Below are 25,606 nucleotides of genomic sequence, written 5' to 3'. Positions count from 1 at the left end.
AAATTAAATCATGATGAAAAGGAATTTTTTATACGGTGCAGCAATTGTATTAACTGTAGCGTTGGGTGCCTGCAAAAAGGATTTGGAGGTTAACCCCCAGGAACGTATTACCCTAGAAAATTATTATAAAACACAGGCTGACGCCTTTACAGGTTTGGTTTCGATCTACGATAGGTTTGCATTCCAATCTGGAGGCTTGTATGATAAATCGGCCGTAATGGATGTTGCCGGTGATGACCAGTTGGCTGGCGGTGGTAGTGCAGGTGATATTAATGATTTGCAGGTAATGCAAAATTATAGCCTCAATGCAAACACTGGCCCTCACGGCTATCTTTGGAGCAGGGGATATAGTGGCATATTTAGAGCAAATGTGTTGTTGTCAAAAATTGATGCAATTCCTATGGATGCCACTTTGAAGGCAAGATATATTGCTGAAACAAAGACCATGCGTGCTGCCTTTTATTTTGATTTGGTTACTTTTTTCAAAAACGTACCATTAATTGAGGGCGTAGTTGATATTAAGGACCTGTATACCATTACGCAGGCGCCACCGGCTTCTATTTATGCTTATGTAGAAAAAGACCTAAACGATGCTATACCTAACTTACCAAATACGGTTCCGGCAGCTACAGAAGGCGGGCGATTAACCAAAGGTGCTGCACAGGCATTGTTAGGAAAAGTATTATTGTACGAGAAAAAATGGCAGGCTGCTGCCGATCAGTTTGCAGTGGTGAATGGTACAGCACCTGGTGTATCTCCTTCTGTTTATGGTTATAAATTATATCCCGTTTTTGGTGATTTATGGAAACCAGCTAATAAATTCAACTCCGAATCAATTATCGAATTTGTTCACAGTAATAAATCAAATGGAAACTGGTCTGCAGCTGGTAATAGTGAGGGTAATTTATTGTCAATTACTACTGGTCCAAGAAGTTATTCTAAAAAAGTATCTACCGCTCCTGATTATTTTAGTGGTTACAGTTTCTTAGTATTTACAAAAGCATTCTTTGATCTGATCCATTACGATCCTAGAAATGCAGCTACAGTTGCAAATTTAGATAGCTTATCTACTAATAATATCGCATCTTACAATCCAGGTTACAACAATACCGGATATTTCTTTGCGAAATATATGGGTTTAACTACCCAGGCGGCTGCAACTATTCCAGAATTAAATTTCGGTATTGATGAGTACGAGATTCGTTTAGCTGATACCTATTTAATGGAAGCTGAGGCATTATTGAATGCAACTCCGGGTGCTGTTGGTACAGGTAGTAGGGCTTATCAATTATTAAATGCTGTTAGGGCAAGGGTAGGGTTAAATCCAGTGGCAGTAACCCAGGCTAATATTGAAAAAGAAAGAAGATTGGAACTGGCAGGCGAAGGTCAGCGTTTCCCTGATTTGGTGCGTTGGGGCAAAGCTGCAGCAACATTGGCTTCTAAAGGCTTTATTGCCGGCCGTCACGAAGTTTTCCCAATTCCTCAAAGCGAATTGAATAACACCAAACTCGAACAGAATAAAGAGTGGGGCGGAACAAAATAAAATGCTCATCATCTAAATACGCTTAAAGTTTAATTGTCAACAGGGAGAAAGCTAAACCTTTCTTCCTGTTTTTTTAATCCGAAACATATTTTTTCTATGCCACCTACAAAAACCTTTCAACTTTTAGCTGCCTGTATGCTTACCTGCGCATCAATTCAGGCCATTGCACAAAACCAGGCTGATGTTTGGTTAACCAAAGCCGATCGTACTGTTTTATTTACCAGACAGGCAACAGGCTTAAAATTTTCAACTGTAAAAAACAATCAACCAACCATTACGATCAATGAAAAGGAAACTTTCCAGAGTATAGATGGATTTGGTTATGCCTTAACTGGTGGCAGTGCACAGCACATTGTTAAAATGTCGGCACCGGCCAGGGCTACATTATTAAAAGAATTGTTTGCAACCGATGGCAATAATATTGGCGTAAGCTATATCCGCCTTAGCATTGGCGCTTCTGATTTAAACGAAAAAGTATTTTCTTATAACGACCTTCCCGAAGGACAAACCGATTTAACACAAGCAAAATTTGATTTGGGCCCCGATAAAACGGATGTGATTCCGGTAATGAAGGAGATCCTTGCGATAAACCCAAAAATAAAAATTATGGGTTCGCCATGGTCTCCTCCCTTATGGATGAAAACCACTTACGATGCGCGTGGAGGAATGTTGAAACCCGAATACTACGAAGTTTATGCAAAGTATCTGGTACGCTATGTACAGGAAATGCAGAAACAGGGTATCGCTATTGATGCGATTACCGTTCAGAACGAGCCTTTACACCCGGGTAATAACCCTAGTTTGCTGATGGTTGCACCAGATCAGGCACTTTTTGTAAAGAAATTTTTGGGGCCGGCTTTCGAAAAAGCTAAACTCAAAACCAAAATTATCATATACGATCATAATGCCGACAGGCCCGATTATCCGATCACCATTTTAGATGATCCCCAGGCTAAAAAATATATCGATGGATCTGCTTTTCACCTCTACGGTGGTAAAATCGATGCCTTGAGTGATGTACACAATGCCCACCCTGATAAAAACATCTACTTTTCCGAACAGATGGTGGTAGAACAGCCAAACTCGGCCGGTATTAATATTGTAAACCCCGTTAAGCGATTAATTATTGGTGCTACCCGCAACTGGAGCAAAAATGTACTCGAATGGAACCTGGCTGCCGATCCTGAAAATAAACCTTATACCGATAGGGGAGGCTGCCCGATGTGCCAGGGAGCAGTAACTATTGATAAAGACAACTACAGCCGGAACCTTGCCTTTTTTTCTATTGCACATGCTTCTAAATTCGTGCGCCCGGGTTCGGTGCGTATTGCTTCAAACGATTTGGCCGACCTGCCAAACGTTGCATTTAAAACACCTGATGGAAAACATGTTTTAATTGTGGCCAACGGCGGCAAAAATGCTGCCGAATTTAACATCAGTATTAATGGTAAAACACTTGTTGCTGCGCTCGATAAAGGATCAGTAGCTACTTATATCTGGTAACGATCTAAAACCAAAGCTTATTTTTATGACTTTTACAAAATCAATCTCTTACATTTTTCTGCTCTCTCTCATTTCGTTTACTGGCTTTAGTCAGGGGGTTTTAAAGGCCGATGGCAAAAAGATCGTCAACGAAAAAGGCGAAAATGTGTTGCTTCGTGGCATTGGCTTAGGTGGCTGGATGTTACAGGAAGGTTACATGCTAAAAATTAACAAAGAATCGCAGCAATACCGGATCCGTGAGCGTATCGAGGAATTAATGGGACCGAAGCAAACCCAAGAGTTTTATGATGCCTGGTTAGCCAACCATACCCGTAAAATTGATGTCGATTCGATGAAACGCTGGGGTTTTAATTCCATCCGTTTACCTATGCACTACAATTTGTACACCCTGCCGGTTGATAAAGAACCTGTTGCCGGCCAAAATACCTGGCTGGAAAAAGGTTTCGCTTTAACCGATAGTTTATTGGCATGGTGTAAAGCGAATAAAATGTATTTGATTTTGGATTTACATGCTGCACCCGGTGGACAAGGGAATGATGTTAACATTGCCGACCGTGATCCATCGAAACCATACCTGTGGGATAACGAAGCCAACCAGGCAAAAACAATTGCGCTTTGGAAAAAACTGGCTGAACGTTATAAAAATGAACCTTATATTGGTGCTTACGACATTTTGAACGAACCAAACTATGGTTTCGAAAACCCAACCGAAGATAAAAACGGAACAAAAGAAAAAACGAATGCACCGTTAAGAAAATTAATGGTCGAAATTACGAAAGCTATCCGTGAGGTTGACCAAAAACACATCATCATTATCGAAGGCAATGGCTGGGGCAATAATTACAATGGTATTTTCCCCCTTTGGGATAAAAATATGGTATTGAGTTACCATAAATATTGGAATTATAACGATCAGAATTCAATTGCACACATTATTAAAGCCCGAGATGAGCAAAATGTGCCTGTTTGGTTGGGCGAAACGGGTGAAAACTCTAACGTTTGGTTTACTGATGCCATTCATCTTTTAGAGAAAAACAACATCGGCTGGTCGTGGTGGCCATTAAAGAAAATCGGTTCTAATAACCCAATGGAAATTAAATCGAACCCCAATTACGATGCTTTGGTGCGCTACATGAACAATGGAGGCAATAAACCAAAAGACAGCAATGTGTACAGCGGTTTAATGGAGCTGGCTATTTATTCGAAACTCGAAAACACGATTATCCACCGTGATGTAATCGATGCGATGATCCGCCAGCCATTTAGCAATGAAACCAAACCTTTTAAAACCAATTTAATTAAGGATAAAAGTATTGTTTATGCTGTAGATTACGATCTGGGTAAAAACGGATTTGCTTATTTTGATACCGATACTGCCGATTACCATGTTTCGACCGGAAAAAGAAGTGCCGGAAACCTTGGGCGGATTTACCGTAACGATGGCGTTGATATTGCAAAAGATTCTACCCAATACGAAAAGTATTATGTAAACCATATCGAAAACGGCGAGTGGTTACAATACACTGTAAATGTTGCTCAAAAAGGTACTTATACGTTAAAATTAAATGTTGCTGCAGATCATGCTAACGGCAAAATTTCAGTTTTGATTGATGGTAAAGCGGTAGCAAAGGATGTTGCAGTACCGAACACAGGGGATGTAAAGAAATTTGCCACTTTTGAAATCAAAAACATAACTTTAAAGGCAGGCAAACAAAAAATTAAATTATCCAGCACTACAGGAGGTTATAATTTTAGTTATATTCAGTTCGTAAAATAATCTAATCAAAACATACATCTTGAAAGGCACAAAACGAATCCTGTTTATTTTGGGGGCAATGGTTATTGTTATCGTCATTCTTTCAAGATGTATGAACGTTGCCGGTGAGTTACCAAAAGATATCAGGGGCGAAGCTTATACCGGAGCTGCCACTTGTATAAAATGCCATAAAGATTTATCTCAAAGTTATGCCCACAGTCCGCACGGCTTAACTTCTAAACCTGTGGCAGATGCAGCTTTGTTAAAGATTTTTGCCGCTGACTCGAACAATTTCCTTTTTGATGCCCATCAAAAGGTAACCGTCGAAAAAAGAGATAGCGGGATTTTTCAGGTAGCTTACCTCGATGGTAAAGCGGTGCGTGCTCAAAAGTTCGACATCCAGTTTGGTTCAGGCGAAAAAGCTTATACTTATGCCTATTGGCAAGGGAAAAAGTTATACGAACTTCCATTGTCATATTTCTCCGGCATCCGGAACTGGGCCATCAGTCCCGGTTTTCCACGTAATACCTTTTATTATGATCGGGGCATTACAAGCCGCTGCCTGGAGTGCCATGGTTCTTATGTAGAAAAAAAACTGACCCAAAAATCGGCCTTTGTGGTGGATGAAGAAATGGAACGCGGTTCGTTAATTTACGGTATCGATTGCGAACGCTGCCATGGTCCGGGCAAACAGCATGTGGTTTTTCACATGGAAAATCCTAAAGAAAAAAAAGCAAAATTTATTGCGGTTTATAAAACACTTTCGCGTAAGCAAAAGATGGATGCTTGTGGCGTTTGTCACTCTGGCAATACCCTGCTTTCACAGAAATCGGTATTTGGCTTTAAACCCGGCGATAACCTGGATGAATACTATCAGCGCGATTTTGTAGGTTTTGGAGGCGGTAATCCTGATGTGCATGGTAACCAAACCACCATGTTAACAGGGAGCAACTGTTACCGGAAAAGTGAAACCATGACCTGCCAATCGTGCCACAACACACATGAAAATATTAAAGGCAATTTAACCATCTATTCGCAGCGCTGTATCAGTTGTCATCAAACCACAAAACACAGCAAAGCAACTTTGGCTAAAGGATTACTTACCACCAATTGTATCGATTGCCATATGCCCAAAGAATCTTCGAAAATGATCACTTTTCAGCAGGCGGGTAAAAATGATTTAAGTGCTTATATGTTGCGCTCACACCATATTGCCATTTATCCCGTTAATAAGTAATAAAACCCAAACTTGTATTAACAAATTCTCCATCTTTCATAAAAAGAACTTGGATTTCGTACATTTGGTTACATCCTAAAATTATTTAGTAGCCGATATGCTCATAAAACACTACTTAGCTTTATTTCTCTTTCTTTTTTCCGGTACAGCCCTTTTTGCACAGAATAAATTTAACCTTAGTGGTACCATCCGTGATGCCAGCACCGGCGAAACTTTGATTGGTGCTACTGTAAAGATTTCTGGCTCCTCTGCTGCTGCAACGCTTACCAATAATTACGGCTATTTCGCGCTTACACAACCCGAAGGAACCTATACCGTAACGGTGAGTTATACAGGGTATGCATCAGTAGTTAAAACCATCAGCTTAACAAAAGATACCAAGTTAAACGAGGAATTAAGGAGTGCGAACGATCTGGCCGAGGTAACGGTAAATGCCAATAACCGCAAAAACGAAAACGTTAAAAGCGCACAAATGGGGCTGGAGAAGATTGATATGAAATTGCTTAATTCCATTCCGGTGTTACTGGGCGAAAAGGATATTTTAAAAACGATCCAGTTGTTGCCAGGCGTAAAATCGGGGGGGGAAGGAAATACCGGGTTTTATGTGCGTGGTGGTGCTGCCGATCAGAACCTGATCATTCTTGATGAGGCTGTGGTATATAATTCATCACACTTACTCGGCTTTTTCTCTACTTTTAATGCCGATGCAATAAAGGATGTAAGTTTATACAAAGGTGGTATGCCAGCGCAATATGGCGGTCGCTTATCATCTGTTCTGGATGTGAAAATGGATGACGGGAATAATAAGGAATTTAAGTTTCAGGGAGGAATTGGCTTAATTGCTTCGCGCTTAAAAGCAGAGGGACCAATTGTAAAGGATCGTGGATCATTTATGGTGAGTTTCAGGAGAACGTACATTGATCTGTTCCTGCGCTCTTCGCCAGATTCGACGGTAAATGGCAGTACCCTGAACTTTTATGATATTAACGCAAAAGCAAATTATAAAATCAACGACCGGAATACCATTTATATTTCTGGTTATTTTGGTAAAGATAATATTGGTGTTAAAGACCTGTTTGAGAATAACTGGGGTAATGTAACCACTACCATCCGTTTAAACCATATTTTTAGCGACCGTTTGTTTTCGAATACTTCATTAATTTACAATAACTATAATTATACGGTACGCCTGTTAAACGATGCCACAAATTTTAAAGCCACTTCGTTAGTGCGCGATTTTAACTTTAAAGAAGATTTTCAGTATTTTAGCAATAAACACATTCTTAGGTTTGGAGTAAACGCTACACAGCACCGCATTTCTCCGATCGATATTGATAGCGATGAGGCATCGCAGGTAAATTCACTTTCACAGGAAAGGCGTTACGGGATTGAATCAGCTGCTTATATTTCTGATGAATGGGCTGTTAATGAGCATTTAAACTTTTTATATGGTGTACGCCTGGCGGCTTTTTCTTTGATGGGGCCGGGCAATTTTAGCACTTACGATGCCAATGGCGATATTGCTTCGACAGCGAATGTAGCCAAAGGGAAATTTTATAAAAACTATTTCAACCTGGAGCCTCGTTTCTCGGTTAGTTATCTTTTTAACGAACAAAATTCGATCAAAGCTTCCTATAACCGCAATACTCAAAACGTACACATTTTAACTAATGCTACTTCAAGCTCGCCTACCGATCAATACGTATTGAGCAGCAATAACATTAAACCCGAAATTGCTGATCAGGTAGCGCTGGGGTATTTTAAAAACATTGAGGATAATAATTATGAACTCTCGGGAGAAATTTATTACAAATGGTTGCAGAACCAGATCGATTATAAAAATGCGGCAGAACTGCTGGCCAACTCCAATGTAGAATCTGAATTGTTATATGGAGTAGGCAGGGCTTACGGACTGGAACTGTTTTTTAAGAAAAAATTTGGCAAACTGAATGGTTGGGTGGGTTATACCTTATCGCGTACTGAACGCAAATTTACAGAACTTAATGATGGCAAGTATTTTCCGGCGAGGCAGGATCGTACACATGATATTTCAGTAGTAGGTATTTACAACATGACAAAGCGGTGGACATTCTCCTCGAGTTTTATTTACAGTACCGGTAACGCGGTAACTTATCCGGCAGGGAAATATAGCATTGGCGGACAAATGGCGTATTACTATACACAAAGAAATGCTGGCCGTATGCCTTACAGTATGCGATTGGATGTAAGTGCCACATTAGAAGGTAAACCTGGAAAGAAATATCAATCGAGCTGGAATTTTGGGGTGTATAATTTACTGGGAAGGAAAAATCCTTATTCCATTGAATTTATCACCGATCCGAACGACCCTACTAAAACAGCGGCTCAACAAACCTCTTTGTTTGGCCTTATCCCATCAATTACCTGGAACTTTAAATTTTAAAGCCATGAAAAAACTCATTATATACCTTTCGCTGCTCACTTTTTGTTTAACCGGGTGCAAGAAAATTATTTCGATAGATACCGAAAATGCAGATCCACAGATTGTAATTGAAGGAAAAATTAATGATCAATTGATTGATCAGCAGATTAAGATTAGTAAAACCATTGGTTATACAGAAGCCAATGTTTTTCCGAAGGTTTCGGGCGCAAGTGTAACGGTAACCGATAGCAGGGGCAATAGTTATGTTTTTAAAGAAAGTACAATACCCGGAACGTATACTAACAAAATGAAAGGTGTACCCGGTGTTACCTATAATTTAAACGTTACCGCCGAAGGACAAACTTATACAGCCAGTTCGAAAATGCCTAATGTGGTTAAAATAGATTCAATAGGCGTGATAAAAAACTTTTTCTTTGGCAGGGAGCGTAAAACCGCCGCTGTATTTTTAAAAGATCCGGTAAACGAAACCAATTTTTACCATTTTAACCTATATGTAAATGATGTTTTATCGGAGCGTTTTTATGTAAATAACGATCGTTTAACAAATGGTAACGATTTGAGGATCCAGTTGTTTTTTAAGCCCCCTACTAACGACCACGACAGCGACGAACTAAACTCTAACGATAAGATTAAAATAGAAATGGAATGCATTGATTCTAATATTTTCGATTATTGGTATGCTTTAAGTCAGCAATCTAACCGTGGGCCAAACCAGGGTACCACGCCGGCCAATCCAACATCCAATATTTCCAATCAGGCCCTGGGTTATTTTAGTGCCAATACTTACCAGGTATTATCTGCAACGGTTAAATAACATTTTAGGGCTAATTGAGAAGTTTTAAAACACCATTGAAGGTGTACTGTTAATAAAAGATGAAAGTATTTATAAGTGGCAACATTGCTCCGGTTGGGTTAAAAGAACTGAAGGAAAATAATATTTCGGTTAGCCAGTGGAAAGAAAACAGGCAGATTACGCCCGAAGAACTGATTAAGGCTTGCCAGGATCAGGATGGGTTAGTTAGTGTTGGTCCGAATAAAATTAACGCCGAATTTCTGAAAGCCTGTAGCCATTTAAAAGTGGTTGCGCTACACTCGGTAGGTTACGATAATGTTGATGTTGCCACCGCAAAAAAATTAAACATTCCGATTGGTAATACCCCCGGTGTTTTAAGTGCTGCAACTGCCGATACTGCTTTTTTATTGATGCTTGCCGTATCGCGAAAAGCCTTTTATTCGCACAAAAAGATCATTAAGGGCGAATGGAAAAACTACGAACCAACACCCGAACTAGGCATCGAAATACAGGGCAAAACCCTTGGTGTTTTCGGTTTAGGGAAAATTGGGTTGGAGATGGCCAAAAAATGTAGAGGAGCCTACGGTATGTCGGTAATTTACCATAACCGATCGCGTAACGAGGAAGCTGAAAAAGAAATTGGCGCCAGATATGTATCCTTCGAAGAACTTTTGATCCAGAGTGATGTACTTTCTGTGCATACCGCACTCACACCCGAAACGAAAGATAAATTTACCATCGAAGTGTTTAAACAGATGAAACCCAATTCGATTTTTATTAATACCGCAAGAGGCGGCATTCACAATGAAAAAGACCTGATTAAGGCTTTAGAGGAAAAACTGATCTGGGGTGCAGGTTTAGATGTTACCAATCCCGAACCGATGGATAAAGACAACCCTTTGTTATCAATGGAAAATGTAGCTGTTTTACCTCATATTGGCTCTGCTACCGAAGAAACCCGCGCTGCCATGGCGCAGATTATCGTAAAGAATATTGTAGCAGGACTGAATGGGGAGAAGCTACCTTTTGAGGTGATGTGAGATGTGAGATGTAAGATGTGAGATGGATGAGGGTCGAAAAGTCAATTCCATCATCCATTTTACCTCTTACATTTTCCATTTAGGCCATCTGCCGTCTTACTTAACCTGGTACTTCAACACCGATCGTCCTAAATTTCCGTTTGCATCAATACCTTCAATAATTACTTTATACTGGCCTTTACCATCTGCATTGTAATATTCGAAAGAGGCATTACCTGTAGCATCCGTTACTACTTTAGGATTCCAGTAAATGGTTGTTCTTAAATCATTACGGTTCATGTTTGCAGGTACATCGTATTTAGGCGAATAGAACTGTTTCTCTTTGTTATAACCCTGTGGCGAGAAAGTAAGTTCGTAATATTTAGGCAGCATATCCATTAACTGGGCCTTCGAAATTTTGGTGCCTTTAGGTGCTTTTTTCTGGTTAAACACAATTACGCCGTTTATATTATTTGCACGGTTTACCAGACCTAATTCGTCTCTTAAGAAAACCTCAACCGATTCAATCTGATTGGCATCCAATGTATTAATCTGGTTTACATCAACGTTCATTCCATTAATAAAAATACCCATCGGGATCTTTTTGCCCTGGTTATAATCCCTGCTCACGTAGAAGTTATTATCCACAAAAGTAACCCCGGCCAACATGCCTTGTAAACAGTTAATCAATAAACCACAACCCTTTAATCGATCGCCACTAACTTCATGATCGGCCATTTGGCTAAGTCCGGTTAATGCCGGGTAATCTTTGTGGCTCACTTTAGGAACCACAGCAGCTTTAATGGTTACATCTTTTAAGGTGTGTAGGTAAGCATATTGCCTTTTACTATTATCCAGGTAACTGGTTAAAGCGCTATCGATATTTAAAACCTCTTCTGCGGCGCTAAAGTTTCTGGTTAAAGAAGGAACTGGTGCTCCATTTAAGCTCAAGGTCATGTTTTTATAGTTTACATTGTACTTGGCTGTAACGGTAACTTTTGATGAATCGTTGAATACCAGGTTCGAGAATTTAAAGTTTCCAACCGGATCGGTAGTGCCTTCCAAATTAAAGCGTTTATCACGAATGTTCAATAATAAAGCACCTTTTCTAACCGGAATACCATTGTTCTGACGTAAAATGCCCGAAATTTCGATGCCTTGTTCTGGTAAGAAATCAATTTTTGGTAATTTATTGGCAATAATATCGCTGTATTTAAAGCTGCGGTAGCCTTGGGTAAGTAATAATACATCTAAATCGGCATTTTTCTTTGCATCTGGCACATTGAAGTAATAATTTGCCTTTTCGATATAACCTTTAACATCGCTGCTTAATAAAAGACCTGTTAAAATGGTGCTGGTGGCATCTTCGTTTGATGGGACTTTAGTTTCATCAACAACCGCAACGGAGAAACTACCTTCAACAGGGGCGCCATCTTTTTTGGCAGCCACGTTTATTTTTACTTTTTTCTTAACGCCATAAGCCGGGGCAGCTGTAGTTAAATTTACGACCATGGTGTTTTTTTGCTGAACAAAAACCAGTCTTTCGCTTAAAGGTTTACCAAATTCATTAAACAAGGTAAACTGGGCAATTCCGTTAGGAAATTTAGATTTAAGCACCGTAGTATTGTACTCTTTGTTGGATAATGCAGTTTGTGCGCCATAACAAATAACACCTTTGCTCTGTGCAATTAAATAAAGTTTTTTACCCTGATTCTGCTCAAAAAAAGCATCATTGGCAGAGATTTTTATCGCCACCTGGTCTGCATTACTGTTATCGATACTAACGGTTACGCCATTTGCGGCAACTGCAGGTAAATTGTAATTCTGGGTAGTGCCATCAGCATAAGTAACTGTGGCTTTGTAGGTTTTGCCGGTTTCTGCAGCTAAGTTAAAACTACCCATGCCCAAATGCTGAGCGGTAAAGGTAGCTACGGTTTTGCCATCGCTATCGGTAACAGTACCTTTTGAACTAATGCCCAAACCGTCGCTTTTAATGGCTTTAAAGGCAACTTTATTGGTTAAACCGGCAATTAAACTCCCACCTTCAGGAAAAAACTGAAAATCTTTGCTTAAAATGGCATTTTTTAACGAAAAGGTATTGGTAGCTAAATCTTTATCGGTGGTGTTGATACTGGTAATCAGCTGGCCTTTTTGCAATTGATATTCTGCTTTTTGTGCATTGCTCATGGCGATGGTTAAATAACCATTGGCATCAGTTGTACCCCTGCCTTTGGCAATTACGGTATAACTGGTAACCACCTGCCAGCTTACATTTTTATTGGCATAAGGTTTATTGCTGGCATCTTTAAACTGTACCCTGGCATCAATTTTCTCCAATTTATCTGTCGATGTATTTTTATAGGTGATGTGGGTTTTTACTTCTTTGTCTATCGCTTCGCCCACATAAAATGTTTTGTTAAAATATGCAGGATCTTCATTATTGAGCATCCATAACGTATAAGCCCTGATGTGATAATTACCCTGTTTATAATTTACCTGATCTAAAGGGAAATTGCCATAAGCAAAACCACCAGCAATGGGTAGTTTTAAGGTTTGAATGAGCGAATCGTTCTGGTTAATTACATCAACATAAATAATTTTGCTGATGCCCGATAAGAAATTCTGATTTTCGGTAACGTAAGCCTTAAACCAAACGGTATCGGCAACGGCATAATAAGGTTTATCGAAATGAAGGTAAATTTTTTCTGCCGGGTAATCGGTTAAAATCTTGTTGGTTTTGGTAATGATGGAGTTTATACTTATCGTATCGGTTTGGGCCGACGAAGAGAAACTGAGCGCTGATAAAAGAGAAAGTATAATAAAAGATAGTCTAAAAATCTTCATGGATTGGTTATTAAATGCTAAGCCCGTAAATATATCCAATTATAAAGAGAGCGCATAAATTGTGATGATGTTTAACATTTTTTTACAAAAAAACTCTGTACATCGTCATCCTGAACTTGTTTCAGGATCGAATCATTTGACTGTTTTATTGGGTAACTGCTTAATTCTTTAACTGTTGGCAAACTCCCCTAAGTCGTCATTGCGAGGAGGCTTTTTCAGCCGACGAAGCAATCTTTTTTATAGAGAAAGCCCATATGTAAAAGATTGCTTCACTCCAGCCCACAAGCAACGCTTCAGTTCGCAATGACGAATTAAAATAAACAAAACAAGCCGCAAATAGCGGCCCGTTTTGAATATAATGGTGTTTGCCTGTTATTTAAATTCGATTAAGAACTCCTCTTTAGGTGAACGTACTTTTTTAAGGTTTACCAACCAATCTCCCGCCTCGTCTCTATTTCCTAATGGTAATAAGGTTACACTTTTTAAACCTTTTTTATCTAAACCTAAAAGTTCATCTAAAGCCGGACCGTTAAAGCCTTCCATCGGGGTAGCATCTACCTTTAACAAAGCGGCTTCTGCAATGGCAATACCAAAACCAATATAAGCCTGACGTGCAGCATGGTTAAAGTTTTCATCTGCAGTTCTCGATAAGATCATGCCTTTTAACTGTGCTTTGTAAGCATCAGTAGCATCAGCAGGTAAGCCACGCTCAGCGTTCATTCTGTTAAAAACAGCGTCGATTCCTTCTTCAGAATAGTTTTCGTTTGCAGCAAAAATTAATAAGTGAGAAGAGTCGATTACCTGCGATTGATTAAAAGCAATAGGTGCAATTTTCTCTTTTAACTCCTGGTTGGTTACCACAATTACTTTAAAAGGCTGTAAACCCGATGAAGTTGGTGCTAAATGCGCAGCAGCAATAATTTTATCAACTTTTTCTTGTTCAACAGGCTTACCGTTCATTTTTTTAACGGCATAACGCCAGTTTAGGGCATCTATTAAGCTCATATTTTTGGAGATTTTTTTTAAATTTTATAAGGCAAAGATGCAGATAAGCTGCAAACCTTATGTTGATGTATGGTAAGAAAAAATAATTACTAGTAATTTGATCGTCATTGCGGACTTTGCATTACAATCGGATTTATAAACAAAGGTTTTTGCAGTCTGCAGCCTCGCAAATGAAATACTAATGTGGCCATCTAGCCCCGGTTGAAGCGTTACCCTGCAGCAACGAGGTACGAGGATCGAAGCGTAAAAGCGTAAAACGGGAAGAAATTTAGTGTTTTGTACAAGCTTTGCGCTCTAAATGAAATTGATAGTTTTTAATTAGGAAATGAGCGGGTTATGGTTCTTGGCAGTTTGTAGTCCCGCCATTCGCTATAGTCCCGATGAAGAATCGGGAACTGCCGCTACTGTCGGGTTTATAAACAAAAGTTTCTGCAGCCTCGCAAATGAAATACTAATGTGGCCATCTAGCCCCGGTTGAAGCGTTACCCTGCAACAACGAGGTACGAGGAGCGAAGCGTAAAACGGGAAGAAATTTAGCGTTTTGTACAAGCTTTGCGCTCCAAACAAATGGATTGGCCAATTTGGAACAAGTTTATTAAAGAAATTATGGTACAAACCTTAAATCGCTTCGCACCGGAAAATGATCTGATAATTTGGCCTGCGTAATTTTGTAGTTCAAAACCTCTAACTCTTTGGAAGTAGCAATGTAATCAATCTGGAAATTAGGGAATTTGCCGTTATAGGTTTTGCCAAAGCCGTTCCCCTTTTTAATAAAGCTGTTATTTAAACCTTCAGTAATTTGGGTAACCACATAAGAGGCAGGTGTATCATTAAAATCGCCGGCTATTAAGTAAGGCGTTTTACAGGTAGCCATTTCCTTTTTCATAATATCAACCTGACCGCTGCGTTTCAAAAAAGCACTTTTCAACATGCTTAAAATACGTTTAGAAGGCTTTAATTCAGTATTCATTTCCTTCACCTTATCCAGGTATTCGTAATCCTGTTTTTCAAACGAAATAGACTGAAAATGTACATTGTAAATCCTTAAGGTTTTCCCCTTAATGTTTAAATCTACATAAATGCTCATGTTGCCAGGGTAACCTGTAATAAAAGGAATTTTACCAGAATTTTTAATCGGAAATTTAGAAAATATAGCTAATCCGGTGGCTTCGTAGTCGTTTTTATTGGTTGGAACGAAATAGTAATATTTGGTATTCAATAACGCTTTTAAACTATCAACGGTATCGAACGCACCTTTGTAACGGGTAAAAAATTCCTGAAAGCAGATGATATCGGGATTTTGGTCTTTTACCACCTGCAGCATTTTTTCCTTTACCGATTCGGTATTGTTTTCGCCATAAAGTTTAAAACTATGCACGTTATATGTCATCATCCTAATGCTGTTATCAGCTTTCTCAGTACCACCTTCATTACCGCCGATGGCAAAAGTTGCCTTTAGCGTTTTACTTCCAATGGCAATAACAAAAACGGTAGCAATGGCGAAAATCCATTTTTTGCTTAAAAACCACCAAATCAGGAAAATAATATTACCAAATAAAACAAAAGGGTAGGCAAGACCAAAAAAGGCAATAAGCGCATGTTTACGTGGATCCATATTACCCGCAAGTACGCCCAACAGCAAAGCAATGGCCATACCAAGGGCAATGGGCAGGAGGAGTTTATCCAGAAAACTGTACTTCTTCTTTTTTGTGGCCATTAATCTTTACTTGCCTTAAATAGTTTTTCTTTTTCTACAGCGGTTAATTTATCGTATCCCGAAGTGGATATTTTATCTAAAATGGCATCTATTTCCTGTTGAGAAACACCACCTTTAAATTCGGGCTTTTTAACTGGTTTTTCGTTTCGTACTACCTTTAATTTAGGTTTACGCTGAAAGATTTTACTCCAGTCGTTTCCACTTTGCAGGCGTTTAATAAAAACGAAACCTAGTAAGCCCCCACCGATGTGGGCTAAACTACCCCCGGCATTTACCGAACCAATGGCCAAAAAATCGAGAACGAAATAAACAATCGCGATCCATTTGATTTTAACCTCACCAAATATGAAAAGCATAATGGTGTAATTAGGTACCAGTGTTGCAGCAGCAAAAATGATCGCCATTACTGCGGCAGATGCACCAACAATGGTTACGTTTGTTAAACCACCGGCATATAAGGGAAATATGTTTAAAATAGCAACAGCAAATAAACCGCCAAATAAACCACCGGCCAGGTATACAAAATGAAACTGCCTGCTTTTTAAGAAATTCATGAAAATATTTCCAAACCAGAACAATCCCAGCATATTAAACAGGATATGAAGAATCCCGTCATGAATAAACATGTAGGTAAATGCCGTATAAAAGCGTTCCGGTAATTTAGAAATGTTTGCCGGTAAACCTAAATAATCGCTTACGAAAAAACTAATAACATCACCATGGCCGCCTAGTTTACTAAACAGACCAACAATGGCGATGATGAGAAACAACATCACATTAATGCCAATGTAAAAAAATATTGGGTTGCCAGATTGAAAAACCTTGTATTTTAAATCTTTGAAAGTGTTATTCATAAAGCGTATAAAATGTATCTTTTTTATCTTTCCATAATTTAACCAGTATAAAGCCGATTAAAGCACCACCGAGGTGGGCATAATGGGCTACCGAATCGCCTTCGAACTGGGCAACACCCAAAGATAACTCTACCAAAATATAAAAGGGTATAATATATTTTGCTTTTACCGGAACAGGAATAAACATGATCATTAATTCGGCATTTGGGTACAGCATGCCAAAAGCAACCAATAAACCAAAAATGGCACCAGATGCGCCTAACATGCCGCCAAAATATATTCCAAATAAGGTTTTAATTTTAGCTGGCGAAGCCTCGGTAGCATTGTATAAATCACTTAGGTTTAACTTATTTTGTGCGGTAAAAGTTCCTAAAATTTGATGAACCTCAAAAGCTTGTACTGCCCATTGTAAAAATAGGGCGCCCAGGCCTGTTATAAAATAAAAGATAATAAATTTTTTACCACCCCAACGCGATTCTAAAATACTTCCGAACGAATAAAGCGCAAACATGTTGAAAAAAATGTGCGCTAAGTTGCCATGCATAAACATATAACTTATAGGCTGCCATATTTCGAATTTCGGCGAATCGAAGTAATATACCGCCAGGATATCATCAAGATGAAAGCTGGTTAACAAGTAAGTAGCTGCGAAAAATAAAATGTTAATAATCAGCAGGTTTTTTACTACTGGTGGAATATGTATGTTATTCATTTAATTTTAATATGGTTAATTGTCTCCAAACCTCCAACTCTGGACTAAAGACTCCCGACTTAGGACTCCAAACTCCCCGCTCCAAACTATCTAATTCTTCTCAAACTTTTTATCCAGTTCTGCCAAAGTAATGGTTTGGATAATTGGCTTTCCGCTCACACTAAAGTTAGGGGTTTTGCAGGCAAAAAGCTCATCAATAAGCGTATTCATTTCTTCCTGCCCAAGGCTTGTGCCAGCTTTAATGGCACTGTTTTTTGCTAAACTTCTGGCAAGGCTATCGCGTTTACTTAGTTTTAGTTCTTGCTGTGAATTTTTAAAACCTTCAATCAACTGTTCAAATAACTGTGTTTCGTTAATATTGCTGCTACCCAGATCAACCGGAACACCTTCTACTACCAACGTATTTTTTCCGAATTCACGTACATCAAAGCCCAAACTTTTTATATCATCCAGTAAACTTTTTGCCAGTTCGAAATCGTTGGCGTTAAGCGTAATGGTTTGTGGAAATAAACTCTGCTGTGATGCACCTTTGCGGTCATCCAGATGTACGAGAAAACGCTCGTAAAGGATTCGCTCATGTGCCATTTGCTGGTCGATAACCATTAATCCCGACTTAATTTGCGAAACAATATAACGGTTATGCAATTGCATATATTGCTTTTGTTTAGTCTCTAAAACCGTTTCATCCTCATAAAAAGAGGTTTGTTCCACAACAGGCTGTTCGGTGATATCGTAAAGCGAACCCCAGTTTTTGGCACTTGGTTTTGCATCATAATTTCTTGGCGATGAGGCATAACCCGATGTAGAACTTTTATCGGTGGCAAAAGGATTAAAATCAGGGTTGAAATTAATGCTCGGTGGCACAATATCTTCAACAGCTTTTTGCGTAATCATGTTGCTAAAGCCTGTTTCCTGATCAAAATCTAAAGTTGGAGCAATATTATAACGGCCAATTGAACGTTTTACCGCCGATTTCATAATTGCATAGATGGATTTTTCATCCAGGTACTTAATCTCTGTTTTAGTCGGGTGAACGTTTACGTCAATTTTTGAAGGATCAATCTCGATAAACAGTACGTAGAGCGGGTAACTGTCATCAGGTAATAATTCCTCAAAAGCTGAGCTTACCGCATGGTTTAAATATGGATCTTTAATAAAACGGTTGTTTACAAAAAAGAACTGTTCGCCCCTGGTTTTCTTGGCAAAAGCAGGCTTACCGATATAACCTTTAAGGTTAATGATGGTGGTTTCTTCCTCAACAGGAACCAAACGCTCATTGTAATTATTACCAAAAAGGTGGACAATACGTTGTTTTAAATTACCTTTTGGCAGGTTAAAAATCTCCACCCCATCATGGTGCAAACTAAAAAACACACCCGGATGTGCCAGGGCTACCCGTTGAAATTCATCCAGAATATGGCGCATTTCTACCGGATTGCTCTTCAGGAAATTCCTTCTCGCCGGAGTGTTGAAAAACAGGTTTTTAATCGAAATCTGCGTTCCCGCTGCCGTAGCTACAGGTTCCTGATTGGTTACCTGCGCACCTTCGATAGAAATGCAGGTTCCGATTTCATCCTCATGCCTGCGGGTTTTCATTTCCACCTGTGCAATTGCCGCGATAGAAGCCATGGCCTCGCCACGGAAACCCATGGTACGGATGGCAAACAAATCTTCCGCTTTCTTTACTTTCGAAGTGGCATGCCGTTCGAAACACATTCTTGCATCCGTAACACTCATTCCACAACCGTTATCAATGATCTGAATCAATGCTTTACCGGCATCTTTTACCACCAGTTGAATTTTATCTGCACCCGCATCAATCGAATTTTCGAGCAATTCCTTAACCGCAGAGGCAGGTCGTTGTACAACTTCTCCGGCAGCAATCTGATTGGCAACAGCGTCAGGCAATAAGTGAATAATATCAGTCATGTATTATGGCAAAGTGAATTCGCTAAATTATGCAAAATAAGCTTAATGAACCCGATTTGTTTAAAACTCAACACGTAAATGACTGTAGATAAATAGAATTAATTGCCTAGTAAGGTTGTTTCTGGTTGGCTGTCATTCTGAACGTAGCGAAGAATTTATGTAGGGAAGAATGAATTGCTAATGTTTCAATTTCTTATTTTCTTTTTTTGAAAAGCAGGGCCTGGTGTCAATCGGTTCCGATAGTCCTGCTGTACACTAATTCCGATGAAGGATCGGAACCGTTCCCATCAGGTTTATTTTTCCTTGGCTTATCATGCTAAACGCCAGGAAAATTAATTGGTAATTAATCCCCTACGTCATTGCGAACAGAAGGGCAGGGATAGCGAGGCAGCGTGAAGCAATCTTTTTAATCGGCTTTCTAATCCGTAATAATCCGCGTCTCCGTGGCAAAAAAATAATTACTGGTCTGTGGAGATACAGACCATTGAGTAATTAAACCATCTGTAAAGCTGAATTTACAAAAGCAAATGCTTTCAATTTTCTATCTTTATCGATATGAAATCCATCCTATATAGCCTTTTTCTGGCTTTGCTGATTGCTTCTTGCACTAAAAAAGAAGCAGTCGATGTAATTGTTTATCATGCTAAAGTGTATACGGTTAACCTTAAATTCGATACCGTTGAAGCTTTCGCTGTAAAGAATGGTAAAATCCTGGCCTTGGGGAAAACAGATGAGATTAAAGGGAAATATACGGGTAAAGAAGAAATTAATGCCGAAGGTAAAGCCGTTTATCCCGGTTTTATTGACGCCCATGCCCATTTTTTTGGCTACGGACAAAGCTTGCAAACAGCAGATTTAAGGGAAACCAAATCATGGAACGAAGTGCTTACCCGTTTAACTGCTTTTGCTAAAACCCATCCCGATGGCTGGCTGATTGGTAATGGCTGGGACCAAAATGACTGGGCGGATAAAAACTTCCCAACCAATGAAAAACTAACCATGCTTTTCCCAAATCGTCCTGTATTTTTAAAACGTATTGACGGTCATGCCGCCATTGCCAACCAAAAAGCGTTTGATGATGCCGGAATTAAAGGCGAACAGAAACTGGTTGGGGGCGATATGCTTACCCAAAATGGAAAATTAACCGGTGTTTTAATTGATAATGCGGTAAAGTTGGTTGGAGAAAAAATCCCTTCACCTGATGCTAAACTGGCTGAAAAAATATTTACAGATGCGCAGAAAAACTGCTTCGCGGCTGGCTTAACAACCATTGATGATTGCGGATTAAGTTATTTAGCGGTAGAATTTATCGAAAAACTACAGAAAGAGAAAAAGCTTAAAATGAGGCTTTATGTAATGCTTTCTGATGATCCGGATAATTATAAATATTTATTTAGTCGTGGGCCAATAAAAACCGACAGGTTAAATGTAAGATCTTTTAAGGTTTATGCCGATGGTGCTTTAGGCTCGCGTGGCGCCTGTTTGTTGCATCCTTACAGTGATATGCCCGGTAAAACCGGATTTCTGTTAAGCGATCAGAAACATTTTGAAGAAGTGGCTAAAAAAATAGCGGCCAACCATTTTCAGATGTGTACCCATGCCATTGGTGATTCAGCAAACCGCGTAATCCTGAATATCTACAATAAAATTTTAAAAGGCAAAAACGATCAGCGCTGGCGCATCGAACATGCGCAAGTGCTTAATCCTAAAGATTTTGACCTGTTTGGAAAAGCAAGTATTATTCCTTCTGTACAACCTACTCATGCCACTTCTGATATGTACTGGGCTGGACAACGTTTGGGGGGCGAAAGGTTAAAAAGTGCCTACGCTTATAAACAATTATTAAAGCAGAATGGTTGGATTCCATTGGGAACTGATTTTCCGGTTGAAAACATTAATCCATTATTAACGTTTTATGCTGCAACAGTGAGAGCAGATGCAAAAGGTTTCCCGAAAGGAGGCTTCCAGATGGAAAATGCCTTAACACCCGAAGAAGCTTTACGCGGAATGACCATTTGGGCCGCAAAAGCCAATTTTGAGGAAGAAGAGAAAGGAAGTTTGGAAAGAGGCAAATTAGCCGATTTTGTCATCCTCGATCACGACATTTTGAAATCAACACCACAAAACATATTAAAAACCAAAGTTTTAAAAACCTATCTGAACGGAGAAAAAGTATATGAAGCGAAATAGATTGTATATCCTGGCTTCGGCGAGTTTTTTTAATGTTTTATGCTTAATGGCCTGTGCGCAGGAGCATACTACAAACGAAAAAAAACTTTCCATTGCCAACGCCATTTCAAACACGACCATATTGTTAAATAATCAGGATGGCCTTATACCCCTCAAATCGCTTGAAAAGAAAAATATCGCCTCTGTTAGCCTGAGTTTTGCTTACAGTAACGTATTTGATAGTTTAGCCAATAAATACGATAAAATTACTTCCTTTTCTGCCGATTCATACAAAGACAGCGTAAACCTGAACAATCTGGAAGACGATCTTAAATATTTTAATACCATTTTAATCAGCATCGACGATCAGCATGTAGATCAGGCCAAATACATTAATTTTATCAACAGCATCAGCAAAAATAAACAGGTCATCATTTCTTTTTTTGGTAATGGCCCAGGCTTAAAATCATTCGATTTGTTGCAGTCGCCGCTTATATGGACAGCCCAAAACAATGCCGATGCTGCAGCCATTGTTCCGCAGTATATTTTTGGGGGAATTGCGGCCATAAATAAATTAACCACGGCTTTTTCTGCCCGTTATACCATGGGATCGGGTTTTGTTACCACAGCCACACGTTTAAAATATACCGTACCCGAAGATGCCGGCTTAAATTCCAATAACTTAAAAGAAATTGATGCCATTGCTGCCGAGGCCATCAGTCAGAAAGCTACGCCGGGTTTGGTCGTTTTAGTGGCCAAAGATGGTAAGGTGATTTTTAATAAGGCTTACGGAAAGCATACTTACGATACCAATGTGCCCGATAAAGTAACCGATATTTTTGATCTGGCTTCGGTAACTAAAGTAACGGCAACCACACCAGCTGTAATGCGTTTATTTGAAGAAGGGAAATTAAAACTCGATACCAATATCGGGGCATATATTCCAAAAGTACGTACCACACCGATGAATAATATCCAGGTGCGCGAGGTAATGTTGCACCAGGCCGGTTTTATTCCATACATCCCTTTTCACGACTATGTAAAAACCGGCGATTACAGCAGGGATTCTTCTGCCGCTTATCCTACTAAAGTGGCCGATAATTATTACATTAAAAAAGGCTTTTTTAAAGATTTTATGTGGCCTAAAATGCTTAATTCGCCAATAAAAACACGTGGTAAATATGTATATAGCGATATCAGCATGTATGTAATGAAAGATATTGTAGAACACATTAGCGAAGAACCTCTAAACCAATACACCTACGACAATTTTTATAAACCGCTTGGTATGCAGACTGCAGGTTTTTTACCACGCAACCGTTTTAAACCTGAACAAATTATCCCGACAGAAGATGATAAATATTTCAGGAAAACTTTATTGGTGGGCTACGTGCACGATCAGGGGGCGGCTTTGGCTGGTGGCGTTTCAGGCCATGCAGGTTTATTTGCCAATGCTAACGATCTGGCTATTATTTACCAGATGCTGTTAAACCGTGGTACTTACGGTGGGGTAGAATATTTCAAAAATTCAACTGTTGATATGTTTACTGCTAAACAATCAAATGTAAGCCGTAGAGGATTAGGTTTCGATCGTTGGGATCCGGATACGACCAAACATTATCCTTCAGAACTCGCTTCACCTCAAACTTATGGCCATACCGGTTATACCGGAACCTGTGTATGGGTTGATCCTTCGAGAGGATTGGTTTATGTGTTCCTGTCTAACCGCGTTAATCCTACAGTTACCGATAAACTTTCTAACCTTAAAATCAGGGGCAGGATCCAGGATGTAGTGAATAAAGCTATAGACGATTCGAAAAAATAGGATTATCAATTCAAATTATTTATACGTAACTTCAAAATAAACCCGATAAATACATTTATTTATGAAATGGATTAAAACACTTGTCTTTTTATTGCCTTTTTTAGCGGTAGTTTCCGTTTCGGACGCACAGCAGATTAAAGATGGGGAAACCGTAAACGTAAACGGAATTGCGGTAACCTATTCTGTTACGAACAAAGAAAAGTTAACGATAAAAGATCAGAATTTCGACCGCTATAAAGTTTTGGCGTCTGTAAAAAACAATACCGGAAAATCTTTTAACCTCCGTTTAACCAATTCAATGGATCTTTCGGGAATAAGTAACTCGAAAATAATCGAATTAGATTGTATCAATGCAACAGGGGCAAGGTTAACTTCAAAAAAAATCCAGGTAAGCATGAAAAGCCACATGATCAATGTTACCTACCCAACAAAAGATAAGGATGGAAAATCCATTACGGCCGTTCTTCCTGTTGTTGCCGGGTATTACTTTGATCAGGGGCAGGTGATTGAAAACGATGCAATTTTTATTGTGCCTGCAGGAGAAGTACCTCAGGTTACGGTGAGAAGTTTGTTGAAAAATTAAAATCGTCAGAAGTCCGGGGACGGGAGACCGATGATTAAAGCCTAAAGCTTAGGTGTTCTCAGGTGGTCAAATAATAAAGCGATTGGTTTTAATGTTTGACCATTAAGAAGTGAAGAATATTAAGGTGAAATTTGTATTTTGGTTTAAGAATCGCCTTGATTTTGGATAATTTAAAATGATTCACCTTAAAGCATTTTAATACTCATCTTCCAATAAACTGACACAATTTTCTGCGTTCTTTTTTAGCCTGTCATCAAGCGAAGCAATTGCTGCATTATCTTTAAGGCTGCGGTATAAATTGGTAATAATGGTTTTGGTTTCTTCATCAGGATCGCAGGCCTGCGATTTTTCCAGATAAGGTATCGCTTTAAGCGCAGTTACCTTGTATTTGGCATAAAGTTCGTTGTAAGCTTTAAGGTCTTTCGATTTTCCTGCTTCGTTCATTTTAGAGCCAAATGCATTACATTTTTTAACGAAAATAAAGCCCAAAGCGCGGTATGGAACATAATACCCCAGCGTAATTTTTATGGCTTCTTCATAATGTGGAATTGCCTTTTCTGCTTGTCCTGTCTCTTCATAAAGTCTTCCTAAATGATAACTTACATTACCTAATTGGGTTTTGGTAAGTTCTGAAGATCTTTTGATCAGTTCTTCTGCCATTTGGATTACTTTTGGCTTTTCGGTATCCGTCATTCTAATTTGAGAATAATCCCAATAGAGGTCTTTAACGCTTTTCTCCTGCGAGAAACAGGTTTGTGTAACCGCTAACGCAAATAAGAGTGTTAATAAGTGTTTGTACATTGATCGTTAAGTTTTTTTTCTAAGATAAGTGAAATTAAATTTTTAGTTGAGTTTTGTAAAAATATATATCATAAACGGTTAAACTTAGCTGTTCTCAGGTGGCTTAGGTGGTCAAATAATGGTGTTATGGTTTAATTATTGACCATTAAGAAATTAAGGACATTAAGGTGGGCTTGCCTCAATTGATTAATTCCAAATGCCATTTTCTCTTTGTTTCTTCAAAATGTTGATCATCACCTCTCTAAAATATTGAGGTTCATTTTCTAAAATTTCTTTAAGCAAAGGGTTTTTATCTTTTAATGAGTTAAGGTATCTGCTAACGGCATCGTGCTGTCTTGAATTACTGCATAATGACCATTTTGCCGTTGCGCCAGCCAGAAATAAATTTACATCAGTCCGGTTTTCCGAATACGGTATATGCGATATGATATTATCAAGATATTTTGTGTTTCCTGTTGCGAAAAATGAAGACCAGTTCATGTCATTTAATGATGCTGATATGTTGGTTTGTGAATAAAGGGTATCAGTATTTAATGAGAAAAGAAAAACAAATAATTGCTTAAATTCTGTTTTCTGTACCCGATTGATGTTCGATGTGAAATCTTTTTTTAGTACTCCATCATTAAGAAATGCTGCACCGAAGAAGCCTGTTATAATAGGACTTAATTTGTTATATTCCATTGGAGTATTGTTTACGAAATCAATGGCTTTAGCAACAACATCTTTGTCCTTATATAAATAATAGGCTTGTAATATCTGCCCAAAATCTCTGTCTATATTTTGTGCGAACGAAATTTTAGACCATAATAATGCTATTGCCACAAAGAAAATAGTTAGTACGTTTTTCATGTTTGTTTTGAGTAGGGTTTAATATGGTATTTAATTTGAAGAACG

The 25,606-nt window shown here is 38.9% G+C and carries 18 protein-coding genes; 10 read left to right on the top strand and 8 right to left on the bottom strand.

Features of this window, described 5'->3' with window-relative positions; genetic code table 11:
- The first annotated feature begins 10 nt into the window (after nucleotides 1-10).
- The 7 genes from R2R28_RS23885 (at nucleotide 11) to R2R28_RS23855 (ending at nucleotide 10,294) form a co-directional block, all read left to right on the top strand.
- Nucleotides 11-1,543, top strand: coding sequence for a RagB/SusD family nutrient uptake outer membrane protein (locus R2R28_RS23885; RefSeq protein WP_316828171.1), 1,533 nt, complete (start codon nucleotides 11-13; stop codon nucleotides 1,541-1,543).
- A gap of 96 nt (nucleotides 1,544-1,639) precedes the next feature.
- A complete protein-coding gene (locus R2R28_RS23880; RefSeq protein ID WP_316828170.1) occupies nucleotides 1,640-3,046 on the top strand; it encodes a glycoside hydrolase family 30 protein in 1,407 nt (468 codons plus the stop codon).
- A gap of 25 nt (nucleotides 3,047-3,071) precedes the next feature.
- Nucleotides 3,072-4,823 carry a cellulase family glycosylhydrolase gene (locus R2R28_RS23875; protein WP_316828169.1) on the top strand — a complete coding sequence of 584 codons (1,752 nt, stop codon included), beginning with the start codon at nucleotides 3,072-3,074 and terminating at the stop codon, nucleotides 4,821-4,823.
- Between the two features lie 19 nt (nucleotides 4,824-4,842).
- A complete protein-coding gene (locus R2R28_RS23870; RefSeq protein WP_316828168.1) occupies nucleotides 4,843-6,039 on the top strand; it encodes a hypothetical protein in 1,197 nt (398 codons plus the stop codon).
- 97 nt (nucleotides 6,040-6,136) lie between these two features.
- A complete protein-coding gene (locus R2R28_RS23865; protein WP_316828167.1) occupies nucleotides 6,137-8,461 on the top strand; it encodes a TonB-dependent receptor in 2,325 nt (774 codons plus the stop codon).
- 4 nt (nucleotides 8,462-8,465) lie between these two features.
- Nucleotides 8,466-9,275, top strand: a complete 810-nt coding sequence (locus R2R28_RS23860) for a DUF4249 domain-containing protein (RefSeq protein WP_316828166.1) — start codon at nucleotides 8,466-8,468, stop codon at nucleotides 9,273-9,275.
- 59 nt (nucleotides 9,276-9,334) lie between these two features.
- The gene (locus R2R28_RS23855; protein WP_316828165.1) at nucleotides 9,335-10,294 is read left to right on the top strand and encodes a D-glycerate dehydrogenase; all 960 of its coding nucleotides are present in this window, start codon (nucleotides 9,335-9,337) and stop codon (nucleotides 10,292-10,294) included.
- Between the two features lie 96 nt (nucleotides 10,295-10,390).
- On the opposite strand, the gene R2R28_RS23850 is transcribed toward R2R28_RS23855, so the two are convergent.
- The 6 genes from R2R28_RS23850 to mutL form a co-directional block, all read right to left on the bottom strand.
- Nucleotides 10,391-13,117, bottom strand: a complete 2,727-nt coding sequence (locus R2R28_RS23850) for a carboxypeptidase regulatory-like domain-containing protein (protein WP_316828164.1) — start codon at nucleotides 13,115-13,117, stop codon at nucleotides 10,391-10,393.
- Between the two features lie 372 nt (nucleotides 13,118-13,489).
- Nucleotides 13,490-14,122 (bottom strand): nitroreductase family protein, encoded by a 633-nt coding sequence (locus R2R28_RS23845; protein WP_316828163.1) that lies wholly within the window; start codon nucleotides 14,120-14,122, stop codon nucleotides 13,490-13,492.
- A 604-nt stretch (nucleotides 14,123-14,726) separates the two neighbouring features.
- Nucleotides 14,727-15,839 (bottom strand): endonuclease/exonuclease/phosphatase family protein, encoded by a 1,113-nt coding sequence (locus R2R28_RS23840; RefSeq protein ID WP_316828162.1) that lies wholly within the window; start codon nucleotides 15,837-15,839, stop codon nucleotides 14,727-14,729.
- Entirely contained in the window at nucleotides 15,839-16,693 is an 855-nt protein-coding gene (locus tag R2R28_RS23835) for a rhomboid family intramembrane serine protease (protein WP_316828161.1), read from the bottom strand. The genes R2R28_RS23840 and R2R28_RS23835 overlap by 1 nt, the downstream gene beginning before the upstream one ends.
- A complete protein-coding gene (locus tag R2R28_RS23830) occupies nucleotides 16,686-17,405 on the bottom strand; it encodes a rhomboid family intramembrane serine protease (protein WP_316828160.1) in 720 nt (239 codons plus the stop codon). Before R2R28_RS23830 ends, R2R28_RS23835 begins: the two co-directional genes overlap by 8 nt.
- A 90-nt stretch (nucleotides 17,406-17,495) precedes the next feature.
- The gene (gene mutL, locus R2R28_RS23825) at nucleotides 17,496-19,334 is read right to left on the bottom strand and encodes a DNA mismatch repair endonuclease MutL (protein ID WP_316828159.1); all 1,839 of its coding nucleotides are present in this window, start codon (nucleotides 19,332-19,334) and stop codon (nucleotides 17,496-17,498) included.
- A 555-nt stretch (nucleotides 19,335-19,889) separates the two neighbouring features.
- Here mutL and R2R28_RS23820 point away from each other — a divergent pair.
- From R2R28_RS23820 to R2R28_RS23810, 3 genes are all read left to right on the top strand, one after another.
- Nucleotides 19,890-21,524, top strand: a complete 1,635-nt coding sequence (locus R2R28_RS23820) for an amidohydrolase (protein WP_316828158.1) — start codon at nucleotides 19,890-19,892, stop codon at nucleotides 21,522-21,524.
- On the top strand, nucleotides 21,511-23,328 hold the full coding sequence (locus R2R28_RS23815; RefSeq protein ID WP_316828157.1) for a serine hydrolase domain-containing protein: 1,818 nt from the start codon (nucleotides 21,511-21,513) through the stop codon (nucleotides 23,326-23,328). The genes R2R28_RS23820 and R2R28_RS23815 overlap by 14 nt, the downstream gene beginning before the upstream one ends.
- Before the next feature lie 61 nt (nucleotides 23,329-23,389).
- The gene (locus R2R28_RS23810) at nucleotides 23,390-23,911 is read left to right on the top strand and encodes a hypothetical protein (protein ID WP_316828156.1); all 522 of its coding nucleotides are present in this window, start codon (nucleotides 23,390-23,392) and stop codon (nucleotides 23,909-23,911) included.
- 195 nt (nucleotides 23,912-24,106) lie between these two features.
- On the opposite strand, the gene R2R28_RS23805 is transcribed toward R2R28_RS23810, so the two are convergent.
- Both R2R28_RS23805 and R2R28_RS23800 read right to left on the bottom strand, forming a co-directional pair.
- Nucleotides 24,107-24,712, bottom strand: coding sequence for a hypothetical protein (locus R2R28_RS23805; RefSeq protein WP_316828155.1), 606 nt, complete (start codon nucleotides 24,710-24,712; stop codon nucleotides 24,107-24,109).
- Nucleotides 24,713-24,898: 186 nt separating this feature from the next.
- Nucleotides 24,899-25,561, bottom strand: a complete 663-nt coding sequence (locus tag R2R28_RS23800) for a hypothetical protein (protein ID WP_316828154.1) — start codon at nucleotides 25,559-25,561, stop codon at nucleotides 24,899-24,901.
- Between the last annotated feature and the right edge of the window lie 45 nt (nucleotides 25,562-25,606).

The organism is Pedobacter miscanthi (genome assembly GCF_032678605.1).
GTDB lineage: Bacteria > Bacteroidota > Bacteroidia > Sphingobacteriales > Sphingobacteriaceae > Pedobacter > Pedobacter miscanthi_A.
This window is presented reverse-complemented; position numbering and strand designations above follow the sequence as displayed.

Excerpts from the sequence above, each read along its gene's own strand:
- R2R28_RS23885 (WP_316828171.1), top strand. The coding sequence starts at position 11 with ATGATGAAAAGGAATTTTTTATACGGTGCAGCAATTGTATTAACTGTA.
- R2R28_RS23880 (WP_316828170.1), top strand. The coding sequence starts at position 1,640 with ATGCCACCTACAAAAACCTTTCAACTTTTAGCTGCCTGTATGCTTACC.
- R2R28_RS23875 (WP_316828169.1), top strand. The coding sequence starts at position 3,072 with ATGACTTTTACAAAATCAATCTCTTACATTTTTCTGCTCTCTCTCATT.
- R2R28_RS23865 (WP_316828167.1), top strand. The coding sequence starts at position 6,137 with ATGCTCATAAAACACTACTTAGCTTTATTTCTCTTTCTTTTTTCCGGT.
- R2R28_RS23860 (WP_316828166.1), top strand. The coding sequence starts at position 8,466 with ATGAAAAAACTCATTATATACCTTTCGCTGCTCACTTTTTGTTTAACC.
- R2R28_RS23855 (WP_316828165.1), top strand. The coding sequence starts at position 9,335 with ATGAAAGTATTTATAAGTGGCAACATTGCTCCGGTTGGGTTAAAAGAA.
- R2R28_RS23850 (WP_316828164.1), bottom strand. The coding sequence starts at position 13,117 with ATGAAGATTTTTAGACTATCTTTTATTATACTTTCTCTTTTATCAGCG.
- R2R28_RS23845 (WP_316828163.1), bottom strand. The coding sequence starts at position 14,122 with ATGAGCTTAATAGATGCCCTAAACTGGCGTTATGCCGTTAAAAAAATG.
- R2R28_RS23840 (WP_316828162.1), bottom strand. The coding sequence starts at position 15,839 with ATGGCCACAAAAAAGAAGAAGTACAGTTTTCTGGATAAACTCCTCCTG.
- R2R28_RS23835 (WP_316828161.1), bottom strand. The coding sequence starts at position 16,693 with ATGAATAACACTTTCAAAGATTTAAAATACAAGGTTTTTCAATCTGGC.
- R2R28_RS23830 (WP_316828160.1), bottom strand. The coding sequence starts at position 17,405 with ATGAATAACATACATATTCCACCAGTAGTAAAAAACCTGCTGATTATT.
- mutL (WP_316828159.1), bottom strand. The coding sequence starts at position 19,334 with ATGACTGATATTATTCACTTATTGCCTGACGCTGTTGCCAATCAGATT.
- R2R28_RS23820 (WP_316828158.1), top strand. The coding sequence starts at position 19,890 with ATGAAATCCATCCTATATAGCCTTTTTCTGGCTTTGCTGATTGCTTCT.
- R2R28_RS23815 (WP_316828157.1), top strand. The coding sequence starts at position 21,511 with ATGAAGCGAAATAGATTGTATATCCTGGCTTCGGCGAGTTTTTTTAAT.
- R2R28_RS23810 (WP_316828156.1), top strand. The coding sequence starts at position 23,390 with ATGAAATGGATTAAAACACTTGTCTTTTTATTGCCTTTTTTAGCGGTA.
- R2R28_RS23805 (WP_316828155.1), bottom strand. The coding sequence starts at position 24,712 with ATGTACAAACACTTATTAACACTCTTATTTGCGTTAGCGGTTACACAA.
- R2R28_RS23800 (WP_316828154.1), bottom strand. The coding sequence starts at position 25,561 with ATGAAAAACGTACTAACTATTTTCTTTGTGGCAATAGCATTATTATGG.